The organism is Nocardia exalbida NBRC 100660 (assembly GCF_000308575.1).
Lineage (GTDB): Bacteria > Actinomycetota > Actinomycetes > Mycobacteriales > Mycobacteriaceae > Nocardia > Nocardia exalbida.
In genome coordinates this window covers 13,894-40,287 of record NZ_BAFZ01000056.1, presented here as the reverse complement: position 1 = coordinate 40,287, position 26,394 = coordinate 13,894, and the positions used below count along the sequence as shown (strand labels likewise).

Here is a 26,394-nt window from a genome sequence, read left to right as displayed (position 1 = left end):
GGTCGGGAGAAGCCTCGCCGACTTCGTCCGGCGCCGGTGACCATACACTGGGCGCCGTGGGCACTCATCGCAGCGGAACCAGGTCCCGAGGCATCAGCAAAGGTCCGGTTATCGCAGTGGTCGCCGTTGCGTTACTGGCCGCGATCGTCGTCGGCTGGTTCCAGTTGCGCGATCGCGCGGCGGATCAGGACAGCGCGGCGGCGGCCGAATGCGTGGAGGGCCCCGCGACGCTCTGGGTGACGGCCGATCCCAGCATCGCGGCGCAGGTGCGGGCCGCCGCGGACAGCTACAACGCGACCCAGCCGAAAGTACGCGACCACTGCGCGCGGGTCAGCGTGACCGCGCAGCCATCCGCCGCGATCGTCGCCGCGTTCACCGGCGGCAAGCCGTGGGACCAGGCGCTCGGCCCGCAGCCGGCGCTGTGGATCGCCGATTCCACCCGCTCCATCGAGTCCATGCGGGTCCCCGGCCTGATCGAGGGCGCACCGGTGCCCATCGCCGCCAGCCCGATCGTGCTCGCGGTACCGGAGGAGCTGCGTCGCGCACTGGAGCAGGCCGACGTGTCCTGGGCGGATCTGCCGCGGTTGCAGCAGGGATCGCTCGGGGAGATCGGACTGGACGGATGGGGCGGGCTGCGCATGGCGCTGCCCTCGGGGGACGCCACGCTGGCCGCGGCCACGGCGGTCGGGACCGTGGTCTCGGGAGCCGAGCCGCTCAGCGAACAGGCGGCGCAGTCCGGCCAGGTGGTCGCCGCGATCTCCGGGCTCGCCGCCGACGCGCCCGAAGCACCTGACGCCGCGGCGGTGCCCGCGCAACTCACCGGCCAGGAAGCGCCGCTGCACGCGATAGCGGCTACCGAACAGCAACTCAAGGGCGTGGCCGGCGTTGTCGCGTTCCATCCCGCCGGGTCGGCGCCGGTGGCCGATTACCCGGCCGCGCTGATGTCCGGCGCCTGGGTGGACAAGACGCAGAACCTCATCGCCGGACGATTCACCGACTACTTGCGCAAGCCCGAGCAGGCGCAGGCCTTCGTCGCGGCGGGCTTCGGCAGTGCGCCGCCCGCCGCGGCCGCCGTCCCGCCCCGCGGCGCGCTCGACAAGGTGCGCGCCACGCTGGCGAATCCCGTCCTCGGCGTGCGCTCGACGGTTCTGGTCGACGTCTCCGCGTCGATGGGGACCGCAGAGGGCTCGACCACGCGATTGGCGAACGTCCTCGCCGCCCTGAACTCCACCATGACGGTCATGCCGCCCGACTTCGGCCTCGGTGTGTGGACCTTCGGCAAGAACCTCGACGGCAACACTCCGTACCGGGTGGCGGCCGCAACCGCTCCGCTGACCGCCGAGCAGCGTACGAAGATCACCACCGCCCTCGGTTCGGTCCGCCCGGATGAGAACCGGTCCGACCAGGCCTATCCGTCCCTGATCGCGGCGTACAAGAGCGCAGTCGCCGGGTACACGCCCGGCCGCACCAACTCGGTGCTGTTGATCACCGACGGACCCGACGACGATTCCACGGTCACCGGCACCCGACTGGCCGCCGACATCACCGCGGCCATCGATCGCGCCCGCCCCGTGCGCATCGATGTGATCGTGCTCGGCGGCAGCGGCACCCAGACACTCCAAGCCCTGGCGCAGCAAACCGGCGGCAGTTACACCCGGCCGTCCACCTCCGACGACATCGGCTTCGGCAACGCCGTCGTCAAAGCGCTCACCACGCCGTAGGCGCGCGCACCCGGCAGCTCCCGCCCGAGTACCCGCAGGTCACCTCGCTCGAAGCTCTCGACAGCGCCTATCAGTAAGTCTAGACTTACGGTTCGTGGGAACTTACCGAGGCGCAGCCCTCGACGCACTGGGCGATCCGACGAGGCGGGCGATCTTCGAACGCCTCGGTACAGGACCGTGCGCGGTAGGGCAGCTGGCCGAGGGCCTGCCGGTGAGCAGACCCGCCGTGTCCCAGCACCTCAAGGTGCTGGAACAGGCCGGTTTGGTGACCCACGAGGCGGTCGGCACCCGCCGGGTCTACCGCTTGAACCCCACCGGTATCGACGCGCTGCGCGCGTACTTCACGCACTTCTGGACGACCGCGATGTCGGCTTTTCAGGACGAGGCGAACCGGCGGGCCGCCGAACAACGAGCAGGCAAGGAGGAGCAGGGATGACACCACAGGTCAACGATAAGGACGTGCGAGTCGAACTCGTCGTCGACGCACCCATCGAGACCGCGCACGAGGTGTTCACCACCGGAATCGACCGCTGGTGGCCGCGTGAGCACCACATCGGCACCGGCCGGCTCGCCGAGGAGGTGATCGAGCCCCGCGTGGGCGGCCGCTGCCTCGGCCGCGAGGAGGACGGCACCGAATGCCCGTGGGGAACGGTGCTGGTCTGGCAGCCGCCCAGCCACTTCGCGTTCTCCTGGGAGATCGGCCTGGACTGGAAGCAGGAGACCGATCCGGAACGCGCCAGCCGCGTCGACGTCACCTTTTCGGCCATCGCTCCCGATCGCACCGCCGTCACGCTGGTGCACTCCGGTTTCGAGAGGCACGGACCGGGCTGGGAATCCATGCACGACGCCGTCGGCAGTGCGGGCGGTTGGCCGGACCTGGCGAACAGTTACGCGAAAGCGGCCGCCGCGGCATAACAGCGTGGCCGGGCCGGGGTTCAGCCCGCGTACGCCTCCAGCGGCGGGCAGGCGCACATGAGGTTGCGGTCGCCGTAGGCGCCGTCGATCCGGCGCACCGGCGGCCACACCTTCGCGCGGGCATGCCCGAGACCCCGCGGATACACGGCGACTTCCCGGCTGTAAGGGTGCTCCCAATCCCCCACCAGCGACGCCGCGGTGTGCGGCGCACCGCGCAGCGGGTTGTCGGTCACCGGCCACACACCCGCGGCGACCTGATCGATCTCCGCGCGGATGGAAATCATCGCCTCGATGAAATCGTCCAGCTCGGCGAGGTTTTCGCTCTCGGTGGGTTCCACCATCAACGTACCGGCCACCGGGAAGCTCATGGTCGGCGCGTGGAAACCGTAGTCCGCCAGGCGTTTGGCCACATCGTCGACGGTGACGCCGGTCTGTTTGGTGATCTCGCGCAGGTCCAGGATGCACTCGTGGGCCACCATGCCGTGCTCACCGGTGTAGAGCACCGGGAAATACTCGTCGAGCCGGCGCGCGATGTAGTTCGCCGAGGCGATCGCCGTCAGCGAGGCGCGGCGCAGCCCGTCGGCGCCCATCATGCGAATGTAGGCCCAGGTGATCGGCAGGATGGAGGCCGAGCCGTACTTCGCCGCCGACACCGCGTGGGATCCCGTCTCCAGCGGATCGCCGGGGAGATACCGCGCCAGGTGCGCGCGGACCGCGACCGGGCCGACGCCGGGGCCACCGCCGCCGTGCGGAATGCAGAACGTCTTGTGCAGATTCAAGTGGCTCACGTCGCCGCCGAACCGGCCCGGCCGGGCCAGACCGACCAGGGCGTTCAGGTTGGCGCCGTCCACATAGACCTGACCGCCCGCGTCGTGCACCAGCGCGCACAACTCGGCGACCTCGTGCTCGTAGACGCCGTGCGTGGACGGATAGGTGATCATGATGCAGGCCAGGCGATCGGCGTGATCGGCGATCTTGGCGCGCAGGTCGTCCAGGTCGACGTCACCGTTGGCGCGGCACTTCACCACCTCCACGCGCAGTCCGGCCATCGCCGCCGAGGCCGCGTTGGTGCCGTGCGCGCTGGACGGGATGAGGCAGGTGTCGCGGTGGGTGTCACCGCGGTCGAGATGGTAGCGGCGGATCGCCAGCAGCCCGGCGTACTCGCCCTGGCTGCCCGCGTTGGGCTGCAGGCTCACCGAGTCGTAGCCGGTGATGTCCGACAACCAGCGTTCCAGATCCGCGATCACCTGTAGCAGACCGGGCGCGTCCTCGACCGGCGCGTAGGGATGCACGCGCGCGAAACCCGGCCAGGTGATGGCCTCCATCTCCGCGGTGGCGTTCAGCTTCATGGTGCACGAGCCGAGCGGGATCATGCTGCGGTCCAACGCGATGTCCTTGTCGGACAGCGTGCGCAGATACCGCAGCATCGCCGTCTCGGTGTGGTACTTCGTGAACGCGGGGTGGGTGAGGAACTCCGAGGCGCGGTTCTCGATCGCCGCGACCGGCGCGCCCGTCCCCGGCTCGGACGACACCGCGGTACCGAAGGATTCGAGTACGGCCGCGACATGCGCGTCGGTGGTCGCCTCGTCGCAGGCGATGCCGACGTGGTCGGCGTCGACCAGACGCAGATTGATACCGCGTGACTTCGCTTTCGCCACGACGGCTTCGGCACCACCGGGCACGTGCGCGAGCACCGTGTCGAAGAAACTGTCGTGCACGACCGCGCCGTCCAGCCCGGCCGCGATCGCCGCGGCGTGCCCGTGCACCCGGCGCGCGATCGACCGTAGCCCGTCGGCGCCGTGGTAGGAGGCGTACATCGCGGCCACGATGGCCAGTAGCACTTGCGCGGTGCAGATGTTGGAGGTCGCCTTCTCCCGGCGGATGTGCTGCTCGCGGGTCTGCAAGGCGAGCCGGTAGGCGACCGCGCCGTCCGCGTCCACCGAGACTCCGACCAGGCGGCCGGGCAGCTGACGGGCCTGCGCCTGCCGCACCGCGAGGTATCCGGCGTGCGGACCACCGAAGCCGAGCGGGACGCCGAAGCGCTGGGTGGTGCCGAAGCACACGTCGGCGCCCTGCTCACCGGGCGGCGTGATCAGGGTCATGGCCAGCAGGTCGGCGCCGATCGCCACGAGCGCGCCGCGTTCGTGCGCCGCCGCGATCAGTCCGGTGCGGTCCACGACGCGACCGGACGCTCCGGGCGACTGCGCCAGCACACCGAAGAACTCCCCTTCGGGCAGCTCGCCGGTGGACAGGTCGGCCTCCACGATCTCCAGGCCGAGCGGCTCGGCCCTGGTGTAGAGCACCGTCCTGGTCTGCGGGAACAGGTCGGTGTCGAGCAACAGCCTGCCGGACTTCACCTTGCTCGCCCGGCGCAGCAACGTCATCGCCTCGGCGGCGGCGGTCGCCTCGTCCAGCATGGACGCGTTGGCGACGTCCATACCGGTCAGCTCCGACACCATGGTCTGGAAGTTGAGCAGGGCCTCCAGCCTGCCCTGGCTGATCTCCGGCTGATAGGGCGTGTACGCGGTGTACCAGGCCGGATTCTCCAAAAGGTTGCGCACCAGCACCGGCGGGGTCAGCGTGTCGTAGTAGCCGAGCCCGATCATCGAGGTGGCCACGGTGTTCGATGCCGCGAGTCCGGCGAGTTCGGCGAGTACCTCGTGCTCGGAGGCCGCGGGGGGCAGCCCGGCCAGTCCGCCGCCGTCCAGGATGCTCGCAGGGAGCGCCGCGGCAGCCAGTTCGTCCAGCGACGGCACGCCGACGACGTCCAGGATCCCGGCCACTTCGGCCCGGTCGGGTCCGATATGGCGGTCGGCGAATGAGCGAGTCACAACAGCTCCCAAGGTCGGGCGGGGTCGACCACGCGGTCGACGGGTACCGGCCCTCCCCCTCTGTCGTGGCGCCTGAGAGATTCGGGTACCGCGACCGGTGGCCGAGCCCCTTTCCCCATGGGCGGGCGGCTCGAAGCCACCGCTTTCCAGAGGCGCCGAAGCCCGCACGGTCCTTTTGCCTGAGAGATTGACGGGGAGGTGCTGCTCCTTCGGCGCTCGGGCTCTTTTCGAGACCGAGACTCTCCCGCACGGCGGCGACGCACGGTCAGTTTATGCCGACGCCACGCCGGAGCGCGCCCCGGGACCCCGCGCGAACCGTGTCGTTCTGGTCACTCGAACGGGAGCGACCGTCAGACGGCCAAGCCCGCGCGCACCCTCATCGCGGCAAGCAGGATGGACTCGGCCTGGATACCCACCAGACGGTCCAGCGGCACTACCGCGCCCGGCGCGTTCTGCTCCACGTCGGCGCACCACTGCTGGAAGACCGCGGCGAACCGGTCGCGCTCGACGGCCAGCACCGGCGCGCCATCGCGGGCGTATTCCTCCTCCAGCAGGCGCAGCAACATGCCGCCCAGCCGCAGGCGCAGCATCGCGGTCCAGTCGTAGCGCTCGACGAAGATCTCGCCCCTGGTCGCGATCCGGTTCCGTTCCGGCACAGCCTGTCTGCTCACCGCCAGCCCGGGCAATCCGGCCACCAGCGCACGCACCGACCGCTCGAACGGGCTGCGGCCGCTCAACCGGCCGTCGAGGCGGGCCAGCACCTCGGCGGCGACCTCGGCCATGGCCCGATAGTCGGCGGCGGTGGCATCGAGCAGGTCGCCCAGCACGCGGTCGCCCGCCGAGCCGTCGCCGATGCGCGGGTCGACCCAGAGCGGCAATTCGCAGACCAGGATCGCGGTGCCGTAGCGCGCCGCGTAGTCCCGGCAGCCTCCCCCGCCCAGCGCGGCGACCGAGTCCAGGCCCTGTGCCGCGAGCAGATCGGCCATCGCCGCGAACGGCGGCAGTTCGAAGACGCCGGGCGCCAGCGTGCGCGCGCCCGGCGCGTCGGGCTCGCCCTGGTAGATCGGCACCTCGGCGGCGGCCAGCAGAGCGGTCAGCGCCGACCAGTACTCGGGGTCACCGCCGGAGGTATAGAAGAATCCGCCGCCGAATTCCGCGTTGTGCAAAGAGGCGATCAGCGCGGGCCGGGTGCGGTCGATCAGCGACATCATCGCCTTCGTCTCCGGGAGCGGCACCCCGACGCGTCTGCCGCGCCACTCGGCCGGGAAGCACCATTCGGGTTGCTCGGCCGCGGGCGGCCGGTAGAAGCCGCGCGCGACGCCGGTCCTGGTGTGCGGCCCGGCGAACCACCCTTCGTTCAAGCGCGTCCCGTCCGGGTCGACGCACAGCAGGAAGTGCCATGTGGCGCCGACGGTCACCGCCTCGTCCGCGGCCATCCGGCCGAGCAGGTGGCGAATCGTGGCCATGCCGATGGGCTCGTTCGGGTGCGGGTTGCCGAACACCAGGATGTGCTGCTCGCCCGATCCGACCGTCACCTCGCGAATCGGATCACCGCCGCGGGAGCGTCCCAGTTCGGTGATCGAGATCCGATCCGGGTGATCCGCGGCGAGTGCGTCGGCGAACTCGTCCAGTTCATCGACGGTCGGAAACGCCTCGATCCGGCCGATCGGCCCGACGAGCCCGGTGATGTCCCGTGCACGCACGGCGCCCCCCTCTCGCTGCCGCCCCGGCCCCTTCTCCCGCCGCCGACGGCGTGTCACCAACACGGCCGGGAGGCTGCACGCCTTACCCGGCCGTGAAAGCGTTGTTCTTGTGTTTCCGCGCTGACCTGGCGAATTCTAGCCCGTCTTGCGGTTCATCCGCGCCTTCCGACGGAATGACAGCTCGTCCTCCGGACGCTCGGTGATCGCCGCCGCGCGCTCCGCCGGGAAATTGGCGATGGCGCCGGTCAGCTCACGCATGGCGCCGCTGACGGCGATCCCGAAGACCCCCTGCCCACCCTGCAGTAAATCCACCACCTCCTCGGCCGAGGTGCACTCGTAGACCGAGGTGCCGTCGGAGAAGAGGGTGATCCCCGCCAGGTCCTGCACGCCGCGGCTGCGCAGATGGTCGACGGCTATCCGGATGTTCTGCAGCGAGATGCCCGCGTCGAGCAGCCGCTTGACGATCTTCAGGACGAGGATGTCCTTGAACGAGTACAACCGCTGACTCCCCGAGCCCGCCGCACTCCGGATGGACGGCACCACCAGACCGGTGCGCGCCCAGTAGTCGAGCTGCCGATAGGTGATTCCGGCCACCTGGCACGCACTGGGAACGCGATAACCGACCAGATCGTCAGGTACCGAATCGTCGGGGAACAGGCCTGGCTGTACCACATCCTGCGATTGCTCTGCCACTGACCACTCCCTTGCTTCGCCGACGCATTCCCAGCCTCATCGATGACCCGGCTCCGTCACCGACCGAATCGGTGCGGATTCGGCCGAAACGGTCGTGGCCCAACTGTCGAGATTACTCCCCACGATTGTCCAGGGAGCAGCGTCATCGAGCCAAACGCGACGCGCGGAAAAAGTCTCGACCTCTACTTCAGCTATCGGTGGCCTTGAAGTCGTCGGGGGATACCGACTCGAGAAACTCCTTGAACTTCTCCACCTCGTCCTCGCGCTCGTCCGGCATCACCAGGCCGGCTTCCTCGAGAACCGACTCCTCGGCATGGATCGGGCAACCCACCCGCAAGGCGATCGCAACCGAATCCGACGGCCGCGCCGAAATCCGCAGATCGTTCTCGAAGACCAGGTCGGCGTAGAACGTGCCCTCCTGCAGATCCACGATGCGCACCTCCTTGAGGGTGTGCCCCAGCTCGGTGATCAGGATCTTGATCAGGTCGTGCGTCAGCGGGCGGATCGGAGTCACCCCCTCCTGCTCGAGCACGATCGCCGTCGCCTCGGCTTGCCCGATCCAGATCGGCAGATACCGATCGCCCGCCACTTCGCGGAGCAACAGCACGGGCTGGTTCTGTGGCTGCTCGACACGGATGCCGATCACGCGCATTTCGCTCATCGCACTGCCTCCCATACTCGCCGCCGGCCCGGCATGACCGCCGCAGAGCTCGCCGTACCACGAGTCTAGGCGAACCCGCACCGGTCCAGCGATCCGTCTGCACAGCCGAAATCACCGTGTTGGATCGCCGAAACCTCCGGACCCGGAGCACGCCCAGGGGTCAGCCCCCGAGCGAGCCCCGGACCGAGGACTTCACCAGACAGGTGTGCAGGGTCAGCGACAGCGCGGCCAGTTCCCGCACCGTCTCTTCCGCACGGGCGCGTGCCCCGGCGTCCCGGCTCTTCGCGATAGGGGCGACGATCTGTGCCACGAGCGCGGCCTCCCGGTCGGCGGCGAGCTTGAACGCACGCAGATGCCGTGCCTCCAAACCGAATTCGGCCATCGCCCGGGCCGTCTTGGCCAGCGTGACCGCGTCCGCGTCGAAGTACCCCGCCGGGCCGGGCGTGATCAGGTTGGCCCGGATGAGGTCGTTGAGGAACCGCTCCTCGATCCCGGCCTGCTCGAGCAGATCCGCCCGGGTGACCCGGATTTCGTGATCGAACCGCAGATCATCCGGGGAAACCTCGCTCGGCACGACACCGAGCCGCCTAGGCGCGGCCACCGGGCGCGCCTCACGTTCGGAACCCGGCGCGGCCTGGTCGGCGTCCGCCGCGGCGTGTGCGGGCTCCGGCGCCCCGGTGCGGACGGAGTGCGCTCGGGCGCGGGCTTCCCGCACACCGAGCGTCGCCGCACCGCTGTCGATTGCCTCGAGCTGTTCCTTGATCACCTTCAACGGCAGGTACTGATCGCGTTGCGCGGTCAGCACGAACCGGAGCCGTTCCACATCCGCCACCGAGAACCTGCGGTAGCCCGAGGGCGTCCGCTCCGGCCGGATCAGGCCCTCCGCTTCCAGGAAGCGGATCTTGGAAATGGTGACATCGGGAAAGTCGGGACGCAGCAGGTCGAGCACGGAGCCGATCGACATTCCTCCGCGTGCCCACTGCGCCGCACCGGTCACAGCGCCGGGTCCTTCATGACTCCGAGCCTTTCATGAGTGCGCGACCCGGCGCCGACGCCGTCATAGACTCCCCGCGCCCGCCGACGAGTCCGACACCTGGGCGCGCGGTCCGGTGAGGAACACCAGCCGGAACTTGCCGATCTGCACCTCGTCACCGTTCTGCAGTTCCGAGGAGTCCACCGGCTCCCGGTTCACGTACGTGCCGTTGAGGCTGCCCACATCGACGACCTGGAACGAATCGTCGTCCTGACGGAACTCGGCGTGCCGACGGCTGACGGTGACGTCGTCGAGAAAGATGTCACTGTCGGGGTGGCGCCCCGCCGACGTGGTCGGCTGATCCAGCAGGAACCGCGAGCCCGCGTTCGGGCCGCGCTTGACGACCAGGAGGGCCGCGCCAACGGGCAGACCCTCGACCCCTTGGACCGGCTGCTCGCCGGTCGGCTCTCCGGAGCGCGACGCGTCGACCTCGTTCAGGAAATCCGCGCGGAAGACCGACGTCGTCTCGGCCGCGGTCTCCCCGTAACCCGGGTCTTTGTTCTCGCTCACCGTTTCTCTCCTCCTCGAACCTGATTATCCCTGCAAGCAGGTGATACCTCTGGCATCACGACCTGCCGTCGAGTCCCTAGATTCCCGGCACAACCGCCGGGTGCATCTGTTGGCATTGACCGTACCCTGCCGGGCCGCACCCGTGCAGGTAGAACTGGGAAGGCTGCTTCAGCCCCCGATAACTCCTTGATAACCTGCGGCATCCAGCAGTTCACCGAGTGTCGCGTCGAGACTCGCCGCATCACCCACCTCCAACTCGAACAGCCATCCGTCACCGTAGGGATCGGTGTTCAACGTCTCCGGCTCCGAGTTCAGCAAGTCGTTGACCGCAACCACTTTCGCGCTCAGCGGCGCGTAGATGTCGGACACGCTCTTGGTCGACTCGACCTCCGCGATGCTGTCCGCGGCGGCCACGTCCGCGTCCGCCTCGGGCAGCTGCACGAACACAACGTCACCGAGTTGAGACTGGGCGTAGTCGGTGATGCCCACCCGCACCCGGGTCGGTGCGATCCGGCGTACCCACTCGTGCTCCTCGGTGTAGCGCAGATCGTCGGGGGTCTGGGTCACAGGCCGTCCTTTCGTTTGAACGTTGCACGCAAACTCTATCGGCTACGCCGCGCGGTGCCCCACAGCCGGTATCGCTCTTGCGACCGCGATGGCTCTACCGGTATAGAGCACGCCGGTCCAGACGTAGACCGCGGTGCCCCAGATCAGCAAGGCCGCGCCGAAAGCCCGCGCGAATCCGTCGGCGGCCCAGTCCATCTGCCCGGCCAGCAGCCAGGGCAGCGCGGACATCAGCGCGAAGGTGGCCGCCTTACCGAGGTAGATCACCTCCGGCGGGGGCAGTTCGCGGCGTTTGTACACCGAGAGCGTCGCGGTGAGCACCAGGTCGCGCCCGACCAGGATCGCGGCCACCCACCACGGCATCAGGCCGCGGATCACGAAGGCCGCCAGCGTGGTGACCAGATAGAGCCGGTCGACGAACGGATCCAGCAGCGCCCCCAGCCGCGAGGACTGATCGAGCAGCCGGGCGAGCTTGCCGTCCAGGAAGTCGGTGACGCCGCTGGCGATCAGGAGCGCGAACGCCCAGCCATCGGCCCGCTCGATCAGCAGCAACCACAGGAACAGCGGAACGCCGAGCAGGCGCAGCACGCTCAGCACGTTCGGCACGGTCAGGACGCGATCGGCGAAGACGCCCCGCACGCCGCCGCCTGCGGCGCGTTCCTCCGGTTGGGCGGTGCCCGATTCGGTTGTCACGACCCGTGCATACCCCACCGGCCCCGATCCTCGCCATCTCCCCGCGCCGAATTTCCGGATATTGCCGCGGCAGGCGCGTGCGAGGATGGTTTCCGCCACAGCGCGCCGGTGACAGAATGATTCGAAAAATTTCTCATCGTGTGGCCGGTGAGCGAGAGGAAGTCATGTCCGCATTCGACTACGACGTGGTGGTGATCGGGTCCGGTTTCGGCGGCAGCGTCAGCGCGCTGCGGCTCACCGAGAAGGGCTACCGGGTGGGCGTGCTGGAGGCAGGCCGCCGCTGGAACGCCGAGGACATCCCGCGCACCAATTGGAATGTCCGCAAGTCGATCTGGGCCCCGCGCCTGGGCCTGACCGGACCGCAGCGGATCAGCCTGCTCGGCAAGTGCGCCGTGTTCTCCGGCGCCGGGGTCGGCGGCGGCTCGCTGATCTATGGGAACACGCTCTACGAACCGCTGCCGAACTTCTACACCGACCGGCAGTGGGCGCACATCACCGATTGGCGCGCGGAGCTGGCCCCGTACTACGACCAGGCCAAGCGCATGCTCGGCGTGGCGCCCAACCCGCGCACCACCCCGGCCGACGAGGTGATCCGGGAGATCGCCGATGACCTCGGCGTGGCCGACACCTACCACCCGACCGAGGTCGGGGTGTTCTTCAACGAGAGCGCTCCCGGCACCGAGGTCGACGACCCCTATTTCGGCGGCGCGGGCCCGCGCCGCACCGGCTGTGTGCACTGCGCGCGCTGCTTCACCGGCTGCCCGCACAACGCCAAGAACACCACCACGACCAACTATCTCCACCTCGCCGAACAGGCCGGGGCGCAAATTCATCCGCTCACCACGGCCACCGCAGTGCGACCGCTGCCCGGCGGCGGGTACGCCGTCGACACCCAGCGCTCCGACCGCTGGATCCGCAAGCAGCGCAGAACCTTCACCGCCGAGCAGGTCGTGTTCGCCGGCGCCGCGCTCGGCACCCAGAAGCTGCTGCACAAGATGCGCGACGACGGCGTGCTGGCGCACCTGTCGCCCCGGCTGGGCGAATTGACCCGCAGCAACTCCGAGGCCATCCTCAACGTGGTCAGCCGCGCCCGCCGCGATTTCGCCGAGGGCATCGCGATCACCTCCTCGATCCACCCGGAGCCCGATACCCACGTCGAGGTGTGTCACTACGGCAAAGGCCAGAACGCGCTGTTCCCGATGTCGGTGCCCATCGTGGACGGCGGGGCGTTCCGCTTCCTGCGGTTCCTGCTGGCGATCGTGCTGCATCCGCTGGTGTTCCTGCGCAGTCTCGACGCGCGGCACGCCTCGGAGAGGTCGGTGATCCTGCTGATCATGCAGTCGCTGGACAACTCGCTGACCTCGTTCCGCAAGCGCGGGCGGCTGCGGACCAGGCAGGGCACCGGCGAGCCGAACCCGACCTGGATCCCGCTGGCCCACGACATCGGCAGACGGTTCGGCGCCAAGGTCGACGGCGACACCCACGGGCTGATCATGGATGTGTTCGACATCCCCGCCACGGCCCACTACATCGGCGGATGCGTGATCGGCGACAGCCCGCGGACCGGCGTGGTGGACCCGTATCAGCGGGTCTACGGCCATCCCGGTCTGCACGTGGCGGACGGTTCGGCGGTGACCGCCAATCTCGGCGTGAACCCGTCGCTGACGATCACCGCGCAGGCCGAGCGGGCCATGGCGTACTGGCCCAACCGCGCCGATCCCGACCCCAGGCCGGAACTGGGTTCGCCCTACCGGCGCATCGCCGCGGTGCCCCCGGCGCATCCCACGGTGCCCGCGGCGGCGCCGGGCGCGCTGCGGTTGCCGATCGAGCCTGCACCGCCCGGCGTCACGGCGCGATGAGGGCGAGGCCACGCAGCGTGAACGGCCGGTTCCGGCTAGCGTGAGCCGTTGTGTCGGACAGTGGTATCGATCTGCGCTCCTACGTGCCCGCGGAGGAGGTCCGCGCCCGCGGACGCGCCCTGCGCCAGCGGGTTCCGGTCATCGCACGGGACCGGGAGGCGACCAGCGTGCGGCGGCCGGGTGTGCTCGACTTCGTCGAGGCGAGTAACGCAGGCCGGCTGGCGCACCTGATACCGCTGCGGATCGGGCGGATGATCGCTTCGCCGTTCACCTTCTACCGGGGCGCGGCGGGTCTGATGGCGGCCGATCTGGCGGGTGGCCCGGACAGTGGGCTCAGCGCCCAGTTGTGCGGTGACGCGCACGCGGCGAACTTCGGCCTGTACGGCACCGCGCGCGGCGAGATCATCATGGACATCAACGATTTCGACGAGACCGTGCCAGGCCCGTGGGAGTGGGATCTGGAGCGGCTGGCGGCCAGTTTGGTGCTGGCCGGACGCGAGGCGGGCGCCGACGAGGACGAGTGCCGCACCGCGGCGCGCGATGCCGCCCGCTCCTACCGCCTGGCCGCGGACGAGCTGGCCGCGATGCCGTTCATGACGTCCTGGTGCGCGCTTCCGGACGAGTCGGTGATCACCAGCGCCAAGGCCGACGCCTTGCTCGACGACTTCAAGAAGGCGGCCAAGAAGGCACGCAAGAACACCAGCGCCAAGGTGGTGGCGAAATGGACCGAGCATCTGGAGGATCACCAGACCGGCATCCGTAAGCACCGCTTCCTCAGCGATCCCCCGATCCTCACCGCGGTGGACGAGCACGTCGCGGCGGCGGTGATCGGCGGCCTGGAGCGCTACGCCGACACCCTGCCCGAGTCGCGGCGCACCCTGCTGACCCGATTCGCGGTGTCGGACATCGCGTTCCGGATCGTCGGGACCGGAAGCGTCGGCTTGCACAGCTACCTCGCGCTGCTGCACGGCAACGACGGCGAGGCGCTGGTCCTACAGGTGAAGCAGGCCGCGACGGCGGCACTCGCCCCGTTCCTGCCGTCCCAGGCCGCGCGCCACGAGGGAGAGCGAATCGTGCAGGGGGCGCGGCTCGTCCAGTCCGAATCCGACATCCTGCTCGGCTGGACCTCGCTCGCCCCGGCCGGTGACGGCGCCGAATTGCCTTTCATCGTCCGGCAGTTCCGCAACCTGAAGGGCGGCATCGATCCCGCCGAGCTGCCTGCGACCGATTTGGACGACTACGGACGGCTGGCGGGCGCACTGCTGGCCAGGGCGCATTCCCGGTCGCTGGATCCGCGTTTGCTGTCGGGCTATCTGGACGGTGACGAGCGCTTCGACGAGGCGGTGGCCGCGTTCGCGGTGCGCTACGCCGACCGCACCGAGGCCGACCATGCCGAACTGGTCGAGGCCGTGCGGACCGGCCGGGTCGACGCAGCGGAACCGGAGTAGCGCCTCCGCCCGGGTGTGCACCCGACACGCCGTTCGCGCGGCGTGGGCGCGGCGAACCCGTTGCGGCACCTCGTATCCTGTCGAGTGTCGACGTGAAGGGTGGCCGCCAATGCTCGTGCGAGTCCAGAACGCCGCAGGCACCAATGCCGAGCGCGCGCTGATCGATTGGCTGCGCACCTGGAAGGACTCCGCGAGTCCGCACGGTGTCGCGACGATCACCTGCAGCCTGTTCCACAAGGATCGGCTGCACCAGTTCGATGCCGTGATCTGGACACCGACCAGCTGCGTGGTGATCGAGGCCGACGCGCTCGTCGCCCGCCAGGACGGTGTCCTCGAGGTCCCGCTGAACGGGCCGTGGAGCATCGGGGGCGAACCGATCGCGACGGAGAGCCGCGACCGCCGCACACCGCTGGACAAGTCCCGCGAGCACACCTTCGCGCTGCAGGAATGGCTGGCCGCCCGCGGTCTCGGGCAGCGCGTCGTGCACGGCGTCGCGCTGCTCGTCACGTTGCCCGGCGCCCAGCTCCAGCTCGAACAGCGCTGGGCCGATCCGAGTTTCGACGTGATCATCGGCGACGATCCCGGCCGGCTCCGGCACTACTTCGACGCGCTCGCCGCCGAGGAGAAACACCTCTGGACGGCCAACGACGTCGCCGTCGCGTTCCGCGGGCTCGGCATCCTGCCCTATCTCCCCGCACCGCAGGAACTGATCAACGAGGGCTTCCTCGGCCCGATCGATATCACGCTCTGGCACGGCGGCCCCAACCAGGCGCAGGCCGAGGCCTACGCGGAGGAACTCGCGCAGGCCGAACGAGAGGCGCAGGCGTCCCGGTACGCCATCCGGGCTCCCTGGTACAGCCCGTGGAAGTTGTATCCACGGGAGAGCGGTGACCTCGATTTCGGCCGCGCGGTGATGCGCACCCTCCTGGCCATCGGCATGGTGGTCGGCTTCGTCTGGGTGGTGTGGTTCCTGGTCACCGCGTTGACCACGTACGGGCCGGGCTGATCGGCCGCGCGCGGGCGGCGGCCGATCGTGGCAGCCGCTACGAAGACGCCGAGATCGGCTGGTTCCGCTCGAAGACGCTCGCGTCGCCGAGCATGGCCGCGCGCAGCATCGACTCCGGCACCCCCATGGCCTCGACCAGGGTCAGCGCGTGCGGACGCAGCCGGTCGACCAGCTCGTTCACGCCACGGCGCACGGCCTTGGCCCGGTCCACCGACATGAACCGGTGCATGATGTACCAGGCCTGGTTCTCCTCGATGGTGGAGTAGACGAACAGGTCGCACATCCAGTCGGCGAGTTCGCGCGCCTCGGGGTCCTCGATGTCGGAGATGCCCTCGATGAACGCCTCGAGCACCAGGCGGTCGATGTGCGCCGCGCCCGCGGCCAGGATGTGGTCCTGCGCGTTGTTGAACGCCTCGAACGGGCCGGTCTCCTCGGCCCTGGCGCGCAGCCGGTGCGCCGCGGTGCGGACCAGGTAGTCCTCGCGATCGGCGAACAACTGCAACTGCACCACCCGGCGGGACAGGTCGCCCTCGTCGATGGAGTCGTCGCCCCGGTCGCGCAGGGTCTGGATGAGCTGGCGCACGCCGGACCGCTTGCGCACCACGTCACCGGCCATGGTGGCGGCGAAGCGCACCCAGCCCAGCGCGTCCAGGTCGCGCACCTCGTCGGCGTAGGAGGTGAGCAGTTCCTTGGCCACCAGCTGGGTGAGCACGACGTTGTCGCCCTCGAAGGTGGTGAAGACGTCGGTGTCGGCCTTCAACGTGACCAGCCGGTTCTCCGTGAGGTAGCCCGCGCCGCCGCACGCTTCGCGGCACTCCTGGATGGCGCGGGTGGCGTGGTCGGTCTGCGCGACCTTCAGGCCCGCGGCGCGCTTCTCCAGCGAGCGTTGCGCGCCCTCCTCGAGGTTCTGGCCGGTCTGCACCAGATGCATCCGGCGCACCAGGTCGTTCTGCGCGAACGCGAGGGCGTAGGACTTGGCGACCAGCGGCAGCAGCCTGCGCTGATGGCTGCGGTAGTCCAGCAGCACGGTCTCCACACCGGTGTCGGGGTCGGAGAACTGCCTGCGTTGCAAGGCGTAGCGCACCGCGATGCTCAGCGCGACCCGCGCGCCGGCCGCCGCCGCGCCGCCGACGCTGACCCGCCCGCGCACCAGGGTGCCGAGGGTGGTGAAGAACCGGCGGCTCGGGTTCTCGATCTCGGAGCTGTAGGTGCCGTCCGGCGCGACGTCGGCATAGCGGTTGAGCAGATTCTCCCGGGGCACCCGCACGTGGTCGAAGACGATGCGCCCGTTGTCCACGCCGGGCAGGCCGCCTTTGAGGCCGTCGTCGTAGGTGGTCACGCCGGGCAGGTCGGCGCCGTTCTCGTCGCGGATCGGCACCAGCAGGCAGTGCACGCCCTTGTTCTCGCCGAGCGTGATCAGCTGCGCGAACACCGCGGCCATCCGCGCGTGTTCGGCCGCGCCGCCGATGTAGTCCTTACGGGCCGACGGCGTCGGCGAGTGCACCACGAACTCCTGGGTCTGCGGGTCGTAGGTGGCCGTGGTCTCCAGGTTCGCGACGTCGCTGCCGTGCCCGGACTCGGTCATGGCGAAGCAACCGAGCAGGTCCAGCGAGATCAAGCGCTCGATGTACTCGCGGTGCCGTTCGGTGCCGAGGTTCTCCACCGCGCCACCGAACAGTCCCCACTGCACGCCCGATTTCACCCACAGCGACAGATCCGCGTATGCCAGCATCTCCAGCCCGACCACCGCGGCGCCCGGCTCACTGGTGCCGCCGTTCTCCCGGCGGAACCCGCGCTCGGCGAACCCCATGGTGGAGATCGCCTTCATCTGCTCGAGCACCCGCGCTCGCGCGGCCTTGTAGTCCAGGTAGGGGTCGCCGGTGAACTCCTCCCCGGCCAGCAGGGTCCGGGCTTCGTCCCGGACGGCCGCCCAGGGTCCGTCGAGTGCCGCGCGTAGGTGGTCCGCCGTCGTTGCCGTGCCGCTAGTCATGTCTCGACGATAGCCCGGTACACCGGCGGCAAACCGTGATGCGCGACAACTCCGGGACAGGGTCTTGCTAGACCGTTGAACACGCGTTTAATATACTGAACATGTGTTTAACCAACAGCCCGTTCCGCAAGGATCCGCCGAGGATCTGACCACCGCGGCCCGCATTCGCGATACCGCGATCGAGGTGTTCGGCGAGCACGGATTCCAAGTCGGAGTCCGCAAGATCGCCGCCGCCGCCGGCGTCTCGCCCGGGTTGGTCAACCATCACTTCGGTTCCAAGGACGGCCTGCGCGCCGCCTGCGACGCCCGAGTCCTGCAGCTGATCCGCGACGAGAAGGTCAAGGCGATCACCGCGTCGTCTATGAAGGCGGGCATGCTCGACGCCCTGGCCGAGGTCGAGTCGTACGCGCCGCTTGTCGCTTATATGGTGCGCAGCCTGCAGGCGGGCGGACCGATGGCGGAATCGTTGTTCGAGCACATGGCCGCCGATGCCGAGGGCTATCTCGAGAAGGCGGTGGAGGCGGGCAGGGTCAAGCCGAGCCGCGATCCCGCGGCGCGCGCCCGCTACCTGATGATGCTGAACGTCGGCGCGACCATGCTGTACATGCAGATGCGCCAGCACCGCGACGAGAAGATCGACTACCGCAAGGCGATTCGCGAACTCACCGAAGAACTCACCCCACCGGCCCTGGAGTTCTACACCCAAGGGCTGATCACCGATCCCACGATCTTGGACTCATTCACCAAGGAGAAGTGATGTCCGACATTATCGAAGTCCGCGGTCTCCGCAAGACTTTCGGTCACGTCACCGCGCTGGACGGCCTCGACCTCACGGTCACCGAGGGCGAGATCCACGGCTTTCTCGGCCCCAACGGCGCGGGCAAGTCCACCACCATCCGGGTACTACTCGGCATCCTGCGCGCCACGGGCGGGCAAGCCAGGCTGTTCGGGCGCGACCCGTGGGCCGACGCGGTCGCCCTGCACCGCGAATTGGCTTATGTGCCGGGCGATGTGACGCTGTGGCCGTCGCTGTCGGGCGGGGAGACCATCGATCTGCTCTCCCGGATGCGCGGCGGTCTCGACGAGAAACGCAGGGACGAGCTGATCGAGCGCTTCGACCTCGACCCGCGCAAGAAGGCGCGCACCTACTCCAAGGGCAACCGCCAGAAGGTCGCGCTGGTCGCGGCGCTGGCCTCCGGCGCGCGTCTGCTGCTGCTCGACGAGCCGACCTCGGGTCTGGACCCACTGATGGAGCAGGTCTTCCGGGAGTGTGTGCACGAGGCGCGCGAGCGCGGCGCGACGGTCCTGCTGTCGAGCCACATCTTGTCCGAGGTCGAGGTGCTGTGCGACCGGGTGACCATCATCCGGGCCGGGCGCACGGTGGAGAGCGGGTCGCTGTCGGACCTGCGCCACTTGTCGCGCACGTCGATCACTGCCGAATTGATCGGCGACGCGGGCGATCTGAGCCGCATCCCCGGCGTGGAGGACATCGAACTCGACGACCACACGCTGCGCTGCCAGGTCGACAACGAGCACTTGGGCGAGCTGATCCGGGTGCTCGGCGACGCGGGCGTGCGCAGCCTGACCAGCACGCCGCCGACGCTCGAGGAGCTGTTCCTGCGGCACTACCACGTCGACGGCCACGACGCCGAGTCCGCCGCGGTCACCGGGGAGAAGGTGCGAGCATGACCACCGCCATCGCCGGGCGCGCCGCGGCGACGCCGGCGCTCGGCGTCTCCCGCGACTTCGCGGGCACGGGGCGACTGCTGCGGCTGTACCTGCGCCGCGACCGGATCGTGCTGCCGCTGTGGACGCTGCTCATCGGCGTGATGCCCGCGTTCCAGGTGGTCAGCATCAAGGGCCTGTACGACAACCAGGCGTCCTTGGACAGCTTCGCGCGCACCACGGCCGACAGCCCCGCGCTGATCGCCATGTACGGTCCGGTGTTCAGCTCGGCGCTCGGCTCGATCGGCACCTGGAAAGCCGGCGCCATGTACACCATGATCGCCATCGCCACGGTGCTCACGGTGATCCGGCACACCCGCGTCGAGGAGGAGACCGGGCGCGCGGAACTGGTGAGCGCCACCAGTATCGGGCGTTTCGCCGGTCTCACCGCCACCCTGATCATGACCTACGCCGGGGCCTTGGTCGCCGGGATCGTGTGCGCGCTGGCGCTGTATGCCGCCGACCTGCCCGGCGCGGGATCGGTGGCCTTCGGCGCCGCGCTGGCGGCCTCCGGCATCGTCTGGGCGGCAGTCGCCGCGGTCGCCGCTCAGGTGAGCGCCGGTGCGCGAGTGGCGCGCGGCGTAGCCTTCGGTGCCCTCGGCGCGGCCTTCGCCTTGCGGGCGGTCGGCGACGCCGGAAACGGTGTGCTGTCCTGGTTCTCGCCGATCGGATGGTCGTTGCAGATCCGCCCGTACGCCGACGAACGATGGTGGGTGCTGCTGCCCTTCGCCGTCCTCGCCGTGGCGGGCACCGCGCTGGCGTACGCGTTGCTCGGCAATCGCGACGTCGGTTCGGGGCTCATCGCCGAGCGTCCCGGGCCGTCGGCCGCGGCGCCGGTGCTGTCCGGCCCGTTCGGATTGGCCTGGCGGTTGCAGCGCGGCACCCTGCTGGCGTGGACAGTCGGCTTCGCCCTCTACGGCCTGCTGATCGGCGGCGCGGTCAACAGCGTCGGCGACATGCTCGACGGCAGCGCGTCCATCCGCGACATGGTTACCCGGATGGGCGGCTCCCAGCAGTTACAGCAGTCGTTCATCACCTACGCGATCACGATGCTGGCCGCGGCGGCCTCCGCCTACTCGATCTCCGCCGCCCTGCGGCTGCACGACGAGGAGACCAGCGCCCGGGTCGAGGCGACGCTGTCCGGTGCGGTCGGCCGCGTCCGCTACGCGCTGAGCCACATCGGCTTCGCGCTGCTCGGGCCCGCCGCGGCACTGCTGGTCTCCGGCGTGGCGATCGGCATCGTGTACGGCGCCACCGGCGGCGATCTCGGCACGAAACTCGGGCAATCGATCGGCGCCGCCGCCGTGCAGGTGCCCGCGGTCTGGGTCGTCACGGGCATCGCGGTCGCGCTCTACGGTGTCGCACCGCGCTTCGCCCCGGTCGCCTGGGGTGTGCTCAGTGCCATGGTGGTGATCTTCTTCGTGGGTTCGCTGGACGGGCTGCCGCAATGGATGGTGGATCTGGTGCCGTTCGTCCACCCACCGAAGGTGCCCGGCGCCGAATTCCAGGCGCTGCCGGTGCTGTGGCTGCTCGCGGTCGCGGCGGTCCTGCTGGCCGTCGGCGTCACCGCGTTCCGTAGGCGCGACCTGCGCTGACGATGGACCCCTTGGCCCGCGCGAATCCGCTTCGCGCGGGCCACTTCTCGTCCAGGGCAGTTCGCCTCGACTCGGACCGGTGCTCGCGGGCTTGCCGATCGACCGCGGTGGCGCGCCGAGCGCGTCACCCGTTGGGTTGGATACCCAGCTTCCCGGCCAGTCGTGTGAGGTAGGCGCGCACGTCCTCCGCCGCGCGATCGGGCAGCCCGAAAACCGCTTCCGTGACACCCGCTTCGGCCCAGCGCGCCAACTGCTCGGCGTCGTGCCGCCCGGCGAGCGCGACGACCTCGGGGCGGTCGGCGCGCCCGTGCTCGCGCCACACCCGGTGCAGCAGAGCGATCTTCTGATCCAACCCGTCCTCGGTCGGCGTGGTGATCCATCCGTCGGCGTAGTTCGCCAGCCAGGTGAAATTCTTCTCGGTGCCCGCCGCGCCGAGCAGGACAGGAATGCGCTTCTGCACCGGCTTCGGCCAGGACCAGCTGGCGCCGAAGGTGACGAACTCGCCGTCGAAGCCCGCCTCCTCTTCGGTCCAGAGCACACGCATGGCCTCGAGATGCTCACGCAGCACCGTCCTGCGCTTGCCCGCGGGCACACCGTGGTGGGCCAGCTCGTCGGTGTTCCAGCCGAATCCGACGCCGAGACTGACCCGGCCGCCGGACAGATGGTCGAGCGAGGCGATGGTCTTGGCCAGCGTGATCGGGTGATGCTCGGCGGGCAGCGCCACCGCGGTGGACAACCCGATGCGCTCGGTCACGGACGCGGCGGTGCCCAGCGCGACCCACGGATCCAGGGTGCGCAGATAGCGGTCGTCGGGCAGGCTCGCATCGCCGGTGCGCGGGTGCGCCGCCGCCCGGACCACCGGGATGTGCGTGTGCTCGGGGACATAGAACGTGTCGAAACCGGCACGCTCGGCGGCCACCGCCGCATCCGCGGGGGTGATGCCCCGATCGCTGGTGAACAACACGATTCCGTACCGCACCGTACGCGCTCCCATCGCCGAAATTAGAACAAGTTCTACCATGATTCGCCGGTCCCACCAAGGGGTCAGCGGCACCGGCGCGCCCGCCGCGACCCGCACGGATGCCAAGGAGACGTCGGATGACTAGGTTCGCCTGCATGAGTCTCGACGCATCCTCCGTAGGCGATGTCACCACCGAACGGGTGGATCACCTCGGCTGGCGTCGCGGGCTTCGCCTGCGGCGCGCCCGGCCCATACCCGTCGTCACCCAGGCCGTCGGCCTGCTGGTGGCCGACCGGCAGGCGACCGCGGACACCATCGTCACCGCGCCGACGCCGTTGCAGCCGATCGATCTCACCGACGACGCCAGAGTGGCCGAAGTCCTCGATCTCGCGGTCCGGGTCGGCGAGGTGGTGCTCGCCTCCGGCACCGGCGTGGTGGACACCACCACGACGGTGCGGTTCATCGCCGCCACCTACGGACTGTCCCGCTGCAGCATCGATGTCACCTACGACGCCATCCGCATCTGGGCCGACCGCGGGCCCGCGCTGCCGCCGGCCAGCACCATGCGGATCGTGCACTATCGCGCCCTGGACTTCACCCGGCTCGCCGCGGTGGACCGGCTGACCCGCCGGATCCGCAACGAACTGGTCCCCCCGGACCAGGCCCGCGCCGCGCTCGACGCGATCACCTCGGCGCCGCACCCGTATCACCGGTGGACCGCCACCGCCGCGTGGTCGCTGATGGCGGCGGCGATCGCCGCGCTACTCGGCGCCGGCGCCCTCGTGGCCGCGGTCAGTTTCGCGACCACCGCGGCGATCGACCGCACCAATCGCGTCCTCAATCGCTACGGACTGCCGTTCTTCTTCCAGCACATGGTGGGCGGCGCCATCGCCGCGCTCCCGGCCATCGTGCTGGCGAGCCTGGCCGCGCGCTTGCGGATCGACGCCGACCCGACCCTGATCATCGCCGCCGGGATCACCGTGCTGCTCAGTGGATTGCAACTGGTCGGCTCGGTGCAGGACGCGATCACCGGCGCCCCCATCACCGCCACGGCCCGCATGCTCGAGGTGATGATGATGACCGGCGGCATCATCGCGGGCATCGCGTTCACCCTGCGCATCGCCGACCTCCTCGACGCCACGGTGCCACCGGTCTATCTGACCTCCGCCCGCGACATCACCGACCTGCCGGTGAAGATCCTGGCCGGTGCGGTGGCGGCCCTGGCGTTCGCGCTCGCCTGTTACGCCGAGCGCCGGGCCCTCGCCGCCGCGGCGGGCAGCGGCGCCGCGGGCATCATCTGCTTCCTGCTCATCCAGCAGGCCGGGTTCGGTCCCGTGATCTCCTCCGGTGCGGCCGCGACGCTGGTCGGGCTGGCCGGTGGCCTGATGGCCCGCCGGGCGCTGACTCCCCCGCTGGTCGTCGCGGTCGCGGGCATCACCCCGTTGCTGCCCGGCCTCAAGGTCTACCGCGGGCTCTACGCCCTGCTCAACGACGAACTGCTGATCGGAGGCAACCAACTGCTGTCGGCCTTCGGCATCGGCTGCGCGCTGGCTGCCGGTGTCACCCTCGGCGAGTGGTGCGACCGCACGGTGCGCAGGCCCCGGATACTGCGCCGGTTCGGCTCGCTGCGCCGCCCGATCGTGCGGCGACGGCGCCGCTCGGCGTCCGCGCACTGAACCGCGAGGCGCATGCGCGCCGAACGCCCGCCCGGTAACCTCTTATCGAACTGGTCAGGGCGGCGCGATGCGATAGCGGCCCCGGTGCGAGGTGAGGTGGTTCGGACATGCTGGAAACAGATCCGTTCTCGAAGCAGATCCGCACCGCCACCGCGCAGCAGCACGCGGAGGCGGAGAACTCCCGCTTCATGAGCGACATGCTGGGCGGATCCCTCGGCGTCGACTCGTATCACCGCTACACCGGTCAGCTCTGGTTCATCTACCGCGCGCTCGAACAGCGGTGGGAGACGCTGGCCGAGGACCCGGTCGCCGGACCGTTCATCCGGCCGGAGCTGGCCCGCACCGCGGAACTCGAACGCGATCTCGCGCATCTCCTCGGCTCCGGCTGGCGTACCGGCCTGGAACCGTTGCCCGCCACCGCGGCCTACGCCGAACGCATCGACGCGTGCGCACGCGAGTGGCCCGCCGGGTACATCGCCCACCACTACACCCGCTACCTCGGTGACCTGTCCGGCGGACAAGTCATCCGCGGCACCGCCGAAAAGTTGTGGAACCTTCCGCATCGCGGCGACGGAGTGCGTTTCTACGTCTTCGACGGCGTACGCAATCCGGCGGCGTTCAAGCGGGAATACCGCGGCCTGCTCGATCGCCTGCCGCTCGATGATCTGGAGCGCCGCCGCGTACTCGACGAGGGCAAGCGCGCCTTCGCGATGAACACCGCGGTCTTCGAGGAACTCGCCGAGGAATTCCCGGCCGCTCAGTAGCCGGATCCACCCGCCGCATCGCGCTGCGGCGCGCGGTATTTCGGCAGTGCTGCGCGAATGCCGGGGACGTGGGACAGTCATGGTATGAGAGCGCGCCGTCGCATCGCCGTGGTTCTAGCCGGTCTCGTCGGCGTCGGTCTGGTGGGGGGTTGTGGCACGACGCCCGACCCCGGTGCCGGGCCCGGCTCGTCGACGGCGGCACAGATCGTGCCCTTGATCTCGACGAACGATCTGCGTCCCGCGCAGCCGGACGAGGTACACCTGTTCGGCTTCAACGATCTGCACGGAAACCTCCAGCCGCCGAGCGGGTCCAACGGGAAGATCGGCAAATACGACGCGGGCGGAGCCGCCTATCTCGCAACCCATCTGGCACGGCTGAAGGCCGCCTATCCGTCCAGCGCCGTACTGGCGGCCGGGGACGACATCGGGGCGAGCCCGCTGGTCTCCAGCCTGTTCCACGACGAGCCGACGATCGCCTTCCTCGGCAACGTGGGAGTGGCCGCCTCCGCGGTCGGCAATCACGAATTCGACGACGGTGTACGAGAATTGACGCGTTTGCAGCAGGGCGGGTGCGCGTGGGACGGATGTTCTCCCGGCGCTCCGTTCACCGGCGCGAAATTCCCCTACCTGGCCGCGAACGTCACCGACGCGCAGGGCAACCTGCCACCCGCACTGCGCCCGTGGACCCTGCTGGAGGTGGGCGGGCACCGGATCGGCGTCGTCGGCACCGTCACACCCGACACCGCGAGTATCGTTCTGCCCGAGGGCATCCGGGGCTATCTGTTCGGCGATCAGGCCGCCGCGATCAACCGCTACGTGCCGGAGATGAGAGCGGCGGGTGCGGAGGCGATCGTCGCGCTGGTGCACGACGGCGGCTCCCAGCGGCCCGAACCGGACGCACCACTGGACTACAACGGCTGCGCGAACGTCACGCCGAACGTGACCGGATTGGCCGAGCGGATCGACCCCGCGGTGCGGGCGGTGTTCACCGCGCACAGCCACCAGCCCTACGTGTGCACCGCCGGGGGCAGGGTCATCACCCAGGCGTCCTCCTACGGACGGCTCATCACCGATGTCACGCTGCGTTTCGGCCCCGACGGCGTGCAAGCGTCGGCGGTCAACCGAGTGGTGACCCGCGAGGTGACACCCGACGCCCCGACGACCGCGCTGATCGATTTCTACACCGAGCAGTCCCGGCCTCGCGCGGGCCGCGTGGTCGGCGCGGCCGCGGCCACCCTCCCGCACGAACCGAACCCGGCGGGCACCTCACCGCTGGGCGACGTGATCGCCGATTCCATGCTGTCGGTCACCGCGGGCCCGGCCGCCGCCGTGGCGGCCTTCATGAACCCCGGCGGCGTACGCGCCGATCTGAAGCAGGGACCGATCACCTACGGCGACCTCTTCACCGTCCAGCCGTTCGGCAACCAGGTCGTCACGCTCACGCTCACCGGCAGCCAGATCCTGCGCCTGCTGGAACAGCAATGGACCCACCCCGAAAAACCGACGATCCTGTCCCTCGCGGGCATCGGCTACGCCTACTCCGATACCGCTCCCACAGGCGCGAAGGTGATCGCGGGCAGCGTCCGTATCGGCGGGCAGCCGATCGACCCGGTCGCCGCCTATCGCGTAACGACGAACAACTTCCTCGCTTCGGGCGGCGATGGATTCACCGTCTTCACCGAGGGCGCCGACCCCGCGGTGGGCCCGACCGACCTGGACGCCTTCGAGACGTTCCTGCGTGACAAGCCCCCGTTGCAAGCCCCGTCCGCACGGGTCGAGAAGAAGTAGCCGCACCGGGACGCCATGAAGTTGCTGGACACTCGACCAGAACGCGAGTAACTAGAAATCCATGTAACACATACCGTTTGACCTGCGCGGACGGTGATCAGCCCCACAGGCCACACGGCCCATGATCGCTTGCCGGGAAAGCGCGCGCTCCATTACTCTTCAGTAATAAGTCAGGACGAAGGTGTTCCTACTTTCGGCCCGACGTCTGTCGCTGGGGGCCGAATCAACGCTGTCCGCATCCATTGCCGCATGCCGGAT

General features: G+C 69.5%; 22 protein-coding genes and 1 riboswitch. Of the genes, 12 read left to right on the top strand and 10 right to left on the bottom strand.

Annotation, left to right across the window (positions count from 1 at the left end; genetic code table 11):
- The first annotated feature begins 56 nt into the window (after positions 1 to 56).
- The 3 genes from ON29_RS12950 to ON29_RS12940 all read left to right on the top strand — a co-directional run bounded on the left by ON29_RS12950 (position 57) and on the right by ON29_RS12940 (position 2,636).
- Positions 57 to 1,721: a VWA domain-containing protein gene (locus tag ON29_RS12950; RefSeq protein WP_040866487.1), complete on the top strand. Its 1,665-nt coding sequence runs from the start codon at positions 57 to 59 to the stop codon at positions 1,719 to 1,721.
- Between the two features lie 94 nt (positions 1,722 to 1,815).
- Positions 1,816 to 2,157, top strand: coding sequence for an ArsR/SmtB family transcription factor (locus ON29_RS12945; RefSeq protein ID WP_040866486.1), 342 nt, complete (start codon positions 1,816 to 1,818; stop codon positions 2,155 to 2,157).
- A complete protein-coding gene (locus ON29_RS12940) occupies positions 2,154 to 2,636 on the top strand; it encodes an SRPBCC family protein (RefSeq protein ID WP_040866485.1) in 483 nt (160 codons plus the stop codon). The genes ON29_RS12945 and ON29_RS12940 overlap by 4 nt, the downstream gene beginning before the upstream one ends.
- Before the next feature lie 20 nt (positions 2,637 to 2,656).
- Here the strand turns inward: ON29_RS12940 and gcvP are convergent, their stop codons facing one another.
- From gcvP to ON29_RS12900, 8 genes are all read right to left on the bottom strand, one after another.
- The gene (gene gcvP / locus ON29_RS12935; protein WP_051175148.1) at positions 2,657 to 5,467 is read right to left on the bottom strand and encodes an aminomethyl-transferring glycine dehydrogenase; all 2,811 of its coding nucleotides are present in this window, start codon (positions 5,465 to 5,467) and stop codon (positions 2,657 to 2,659) included.
- Positions 5,468 to 5,624: 157 nt separating this feature from the next.
- Positions 5,625 to 5,724: riboswitch (glycine riboswitch) on the bottom strand.
- Positions 5,725 to 5,817: 93 nt separating this feature from the next.
- Positions 5,818 to 7,170 carry a M14 family zinc carboxypeptidase gene (locus tag ON29_RS12930; protein ID WP_051175147.1) on the bottom strand — a complete coding sequence of 451 codons (1,353 nt, stop codon included), beginning with the start codon at positions 7,168 to 7,170 and terminating at the stop codon, positions 5,818 to 5,820.
- A gap of 135 nt (positions 7,171 to 7,305) precedes the next feature.
- Entirely contained in the window at positions 7,306 to 7,863 is a 558-nt protein-coding gene (locus ON29_RS12925) for a MerR family transcriptional regulator (protein WP_040866483.1), read from the bottom strand.
- 187 nt (positions 7,864 to 8,050) lie between these two features.
- Positions 8,051 to 8,524 (bottom strand): bifunctional nuclease family protein, encoded by a 474-nt coding sequence (locus ON29_RS12920; protein ID WP_040866482.1) that lies wholly within the window; start codon positions 8,522 to 8,524, stop codon positions 8,051 to 8,053.
- Positions 8,525 to 8,684: 160 nt separating this feature from the next.
- A complete protein-coding gene (gene ftsR, locus ON29_RS12915) occupies positions 8,685 to 9,488 on the bottom strand; it encodes a transcriptional regulator FtsR (RefSeq protein WP_063825304.1) in 804 nt (267 codons plus the stop codon).
- 93 nt (positions 9,489 to 9,581) lie between these two features.
- Complete coding sequence (gene odhI / locus ON29_RS12910) at positions 9,582 to 10,067, bottom strand: oxoglutarate dehydrogenase inhibitor Odhl (protein WP_040866480.1); 486 nt, start codon at positions 10,065 to 10,067, stop codon at positions 9,582 to 9,584.
- 168 nt (positions 10,068 to 10,235) lie between these two features.
- A complete protein-coding gene (gcvH, locus tag ON29_RS12905; RefSeq protein ID WP_040866479.1) occupies positions 10,236 to 10,634 on the bottom strand; it encodes a glycine cleavage system protein GcvH in 399 nt (132 codons plus the stop codon).
- A gap of 42 nt (positions 10,635 to 10,676) precedes the next feature.
- Positions 10,677 to 11,270 (bottom strand): CDP-alcohol phosphatidyltransferase family protein, encoded by a 594-nt coding sequence (locus ON29_RS12900; protein ID WP_040866514.1) that lies wholly within the window; start codon positions 11,268 to 11,270, stop codon positions 10,677 to 10,679.
- A 218-nt stretch (positions 11,271 to 11,488) separates the two neighbouring features.
- On the opposite strand from ON29_RS12900, the gene ON29_RS12895 reads away from it, so the two are divergent.
- The 3 genes from ON29_RS12895 to ON29_RS12885 all read left to right on the top strand — a co-directional run bounded on the left by ON29_RS12895 (position 11,489) and on the right by ON29_RS12885 (position 15,637).
- On the top strand, positions 11,489 to 13,183 hold the full coding sequence (locus ON29_RS12895) for a GMC oxidoreductase (RefSeq protein ID WP_040866513.1): 1,695 nt from the start codon (positions 11,489 to 11,491) through the stop codon (positions 13,181 to 13,183).
- A gap of 50 nt (positions 13,184 to 13,233) precedes the next feature.
- Positions 13,234 to 14,631 (top strand): DUF2252 domain-containing protein, encoded by a 1,398-nt coding sequence (locus ON29_RS12890; RefSeq protein WP_040866478.1) that lies wholly within the window; start codon positions 13,234 to 13,236, stop codon positions 14,629 to 14,631.
- A gap of 109 nt (positions 14,632 to 14,740) precedes the next feature.
- Positions 14,741 to 15,637: a nuclease-related domain-containing protein gene (locus ON29_RS12885; protein WP_040866477.1), complete on the top strand. Its 897-nt coding sequence runs from the start codon at positions 14,741 to 14,743 to the stop codon at positions 15,635 to 15,637.
- Positions 15,638 to 15,674: 37 nt separating this feature from the next.
- Here the strand turns inward: ON29_RS12885 and ON29_RS12880 are convergent, their stop codons facing one another.
- Positions 15,675 to 17,627: an acyl-CoA dehydrogenase family protein gene (locus ON29_RS12880; protein WP_040866476.1), complete on the bottom strand. Its 1,953-nt coding sequence runs from the start codon at positions 17,625 to 17,627 to the stop codon at positions 15,675 to 15,677.
- 103 nt (positions 17,628 to 17,730) lie between these two features.
- On the opposite strand from ON29_RS12880, the gene ON29_RS12875 reads away from it, so the two are divergent.
- Genes ON29_RS12875 through ON29_RS12865 form a run of 3 tightly spaced genes read left to right on the top strand, consistent with a single transcriptional unit; the run spans position 17,731 to position 20,947 of the window.
- Positions 17,731 to 18,384, top strand: a complete 654-nt coding sequence (locus ON29_RS12875; protein WP_040866475.1) for a TetR/AcrR family transcriptional regulator — start codon at positions 17,731 to 17,733, stop codon at positions 18,382 to 18,384.
- Positions 18,384 to 19,316 (top strand): ABC transporter ATP-binding protein, encoded by a 933-nt coding sequence (locus ON29_RS12870; RefSeq protein ID WP_040866512.1) that lies wholly within the window; start codon positions 18,384 to 18,386, stop codon positions 19,314 to 19,316. Before ON29_RS12875 ends, ON29_RS12870 begins: the two co-directional genes overlap by 1 nt.
- Positions 19,313 to 20,947, top strand: a complete 1,635-nt coding sequence (locus ON29_RS12865) for an ABC transporter permease (RefSeq protein ID WP_040866474.1) — start codon at positions 19,313 to 19,315, stop codon at positions 20,945 to 20,947. The genes ON29_RS12870 and ON29_RS12865 overlap by 4 nt, the downstream gene beginning before the upstream one ends.
- A 124-nt stretch (positions 20,948 to 21,071) precedes the next feature.
- Here ON29_RS12865 and ON29_RS12860 read toward each other — a convergent pair whose 3' ends face one another.
- Positions 21,072 to 21,926 (bottom strand): LLM class F420-dependent oxidoreductase, encoded by an 855-nt coding sequence (locus tag ON29_RS12860; protein WP_040866511.1) that lies wholly within the window; start codon positions 21,924 to 21,926, stop codon positions 21,072 to 21,074.
- Positions 21,927 to 22,063: 137 nt separating this feature from the next.
- Between ON29_RS12860 and ON29_RS12855 the strand changes: the two genes are divergently transcribed.
- The 3 genes from ON29_RS12855 (at position 22,064) to ON29_RS12845 (ending at position 26,136) form a co-directional block, all read left to right on the top strand.
- The gene (locus tag ON29_RS12855) at positions 22,064 to 23,584 is read left to right on the top strand and encodes a threonine/serine exporter family protein (protein ID WP_083863423.1); all 1,521 of its coding nucleotides are present in this window, start codon (positions 22,064 to 22,066) and stop codon (positions 23,582 to 23,584) included.
- A gap of 107 nt (positions 23,585 to 23,691) precedes the next feature.
- Entirely contained in the window at positions 23,692 to 24,348 is a 657-nt protein-coding gene (locus tag ON29_RS12850) for a biliverdin-producing heme oxygenase (protein ID WP_040866473.1), read from the top strand.
- 84 nt (positions 24,349 to 24,432) lie between these two features.
- Positions 24,433 to 26,136, top strand: coding sequence for a bifunctional metallophosphatase/5'-nucleotidase (locus tag ON29_RS12845; RefSeq protein WP_051175146.1), 1,704 nt, complete (start codon positions 24,433 to 24,435; stop codon positions 26,134 to 26,136).
- Positions 26,137 to 26,394 lie beyond the last annotated feature (258 nt).

Excerpts from the sequence above, each read along its gene's own strand:
- ON29_RS12885 (WP_040866477.1), top strand. The coding sequence starts at position 14,741 with ATGCTCGTGCGAGTCCAGAACGCCGCAGGCACCAATGCCGAGCGCGCG.
- ON29_RS12845 (WP_051175146.1), top strand. The coding sequence starts at position 24,433 with ATGAGAGCGCGCCGTCGCATCGCCGTGGTTCTAGCCGGTCTCGTCGGC.
- ON29_RS12920 (WP_040866482.1), bottom strand. The coding sequence starts at position 8,524 with ATGAGCGAAATGCGCGTGATCGGCATCCGTGTCGAGCAGCCACAGAAC.
- ON29_RS12865 (WP_040866474.1), top strand. The coding sequence starts at position 19,313 with ATGACCACCGCCATCGCCGGGCGCGCCGCGGCGACGCCGGCGCTCGGC.
- ftsR (WP_063825304.1), bottom strand. The coding sequence starts at position 9,488 with ATGTCGATCGGCTCCGTGCTCGACCTGCTGCGTCCCGACTTTCCCGAT.
- ON29_RS12855 (WP_083863423.1), top strand. The coding sequence starts at position 22,064 with ATGAGTCTCGACGCATCCTCCGTAGGCGATGTCACCACCGAACGGGTG.
- ON29_RS12880 (WP_040866476.1), bottom strand. The coding sequence starts at position 17,627 with ATGACTAGCGGCACGGCAACGACGGCGGACCACCTACGCGCGGCACTC.
- ON29_RS12895 (WP_040866513.1), top strand. The coding sequence starts at position 11,489 with ATGTCCGCATTCGACTACGACGTGGTGGTGATCGGGTCCGGTTTCGGC.
- ON29_RS12850 (WP_040866473.1), top strand. The coding sequence starts at position 23,692 with ATGCTGGAAACAGATCCGTTCTCGAAGCAGATCCGCACCGCCACCGCG.
- ON29_RS12940 (WP_040866485.1), top strand. The coding sequence starts at position 2,154 with ATGACACCACAGGTCAACGATAAGGACGTGCGAGTCGAACTCGTCGTC.
- ON29_RS12870 (WP_040866512.1), top strand. The coding sequence starts at position 18,384 with ATGTCCGACATTATCGAAGTCCGCGGTCTCCGCAAGACTTTCGGTCAC.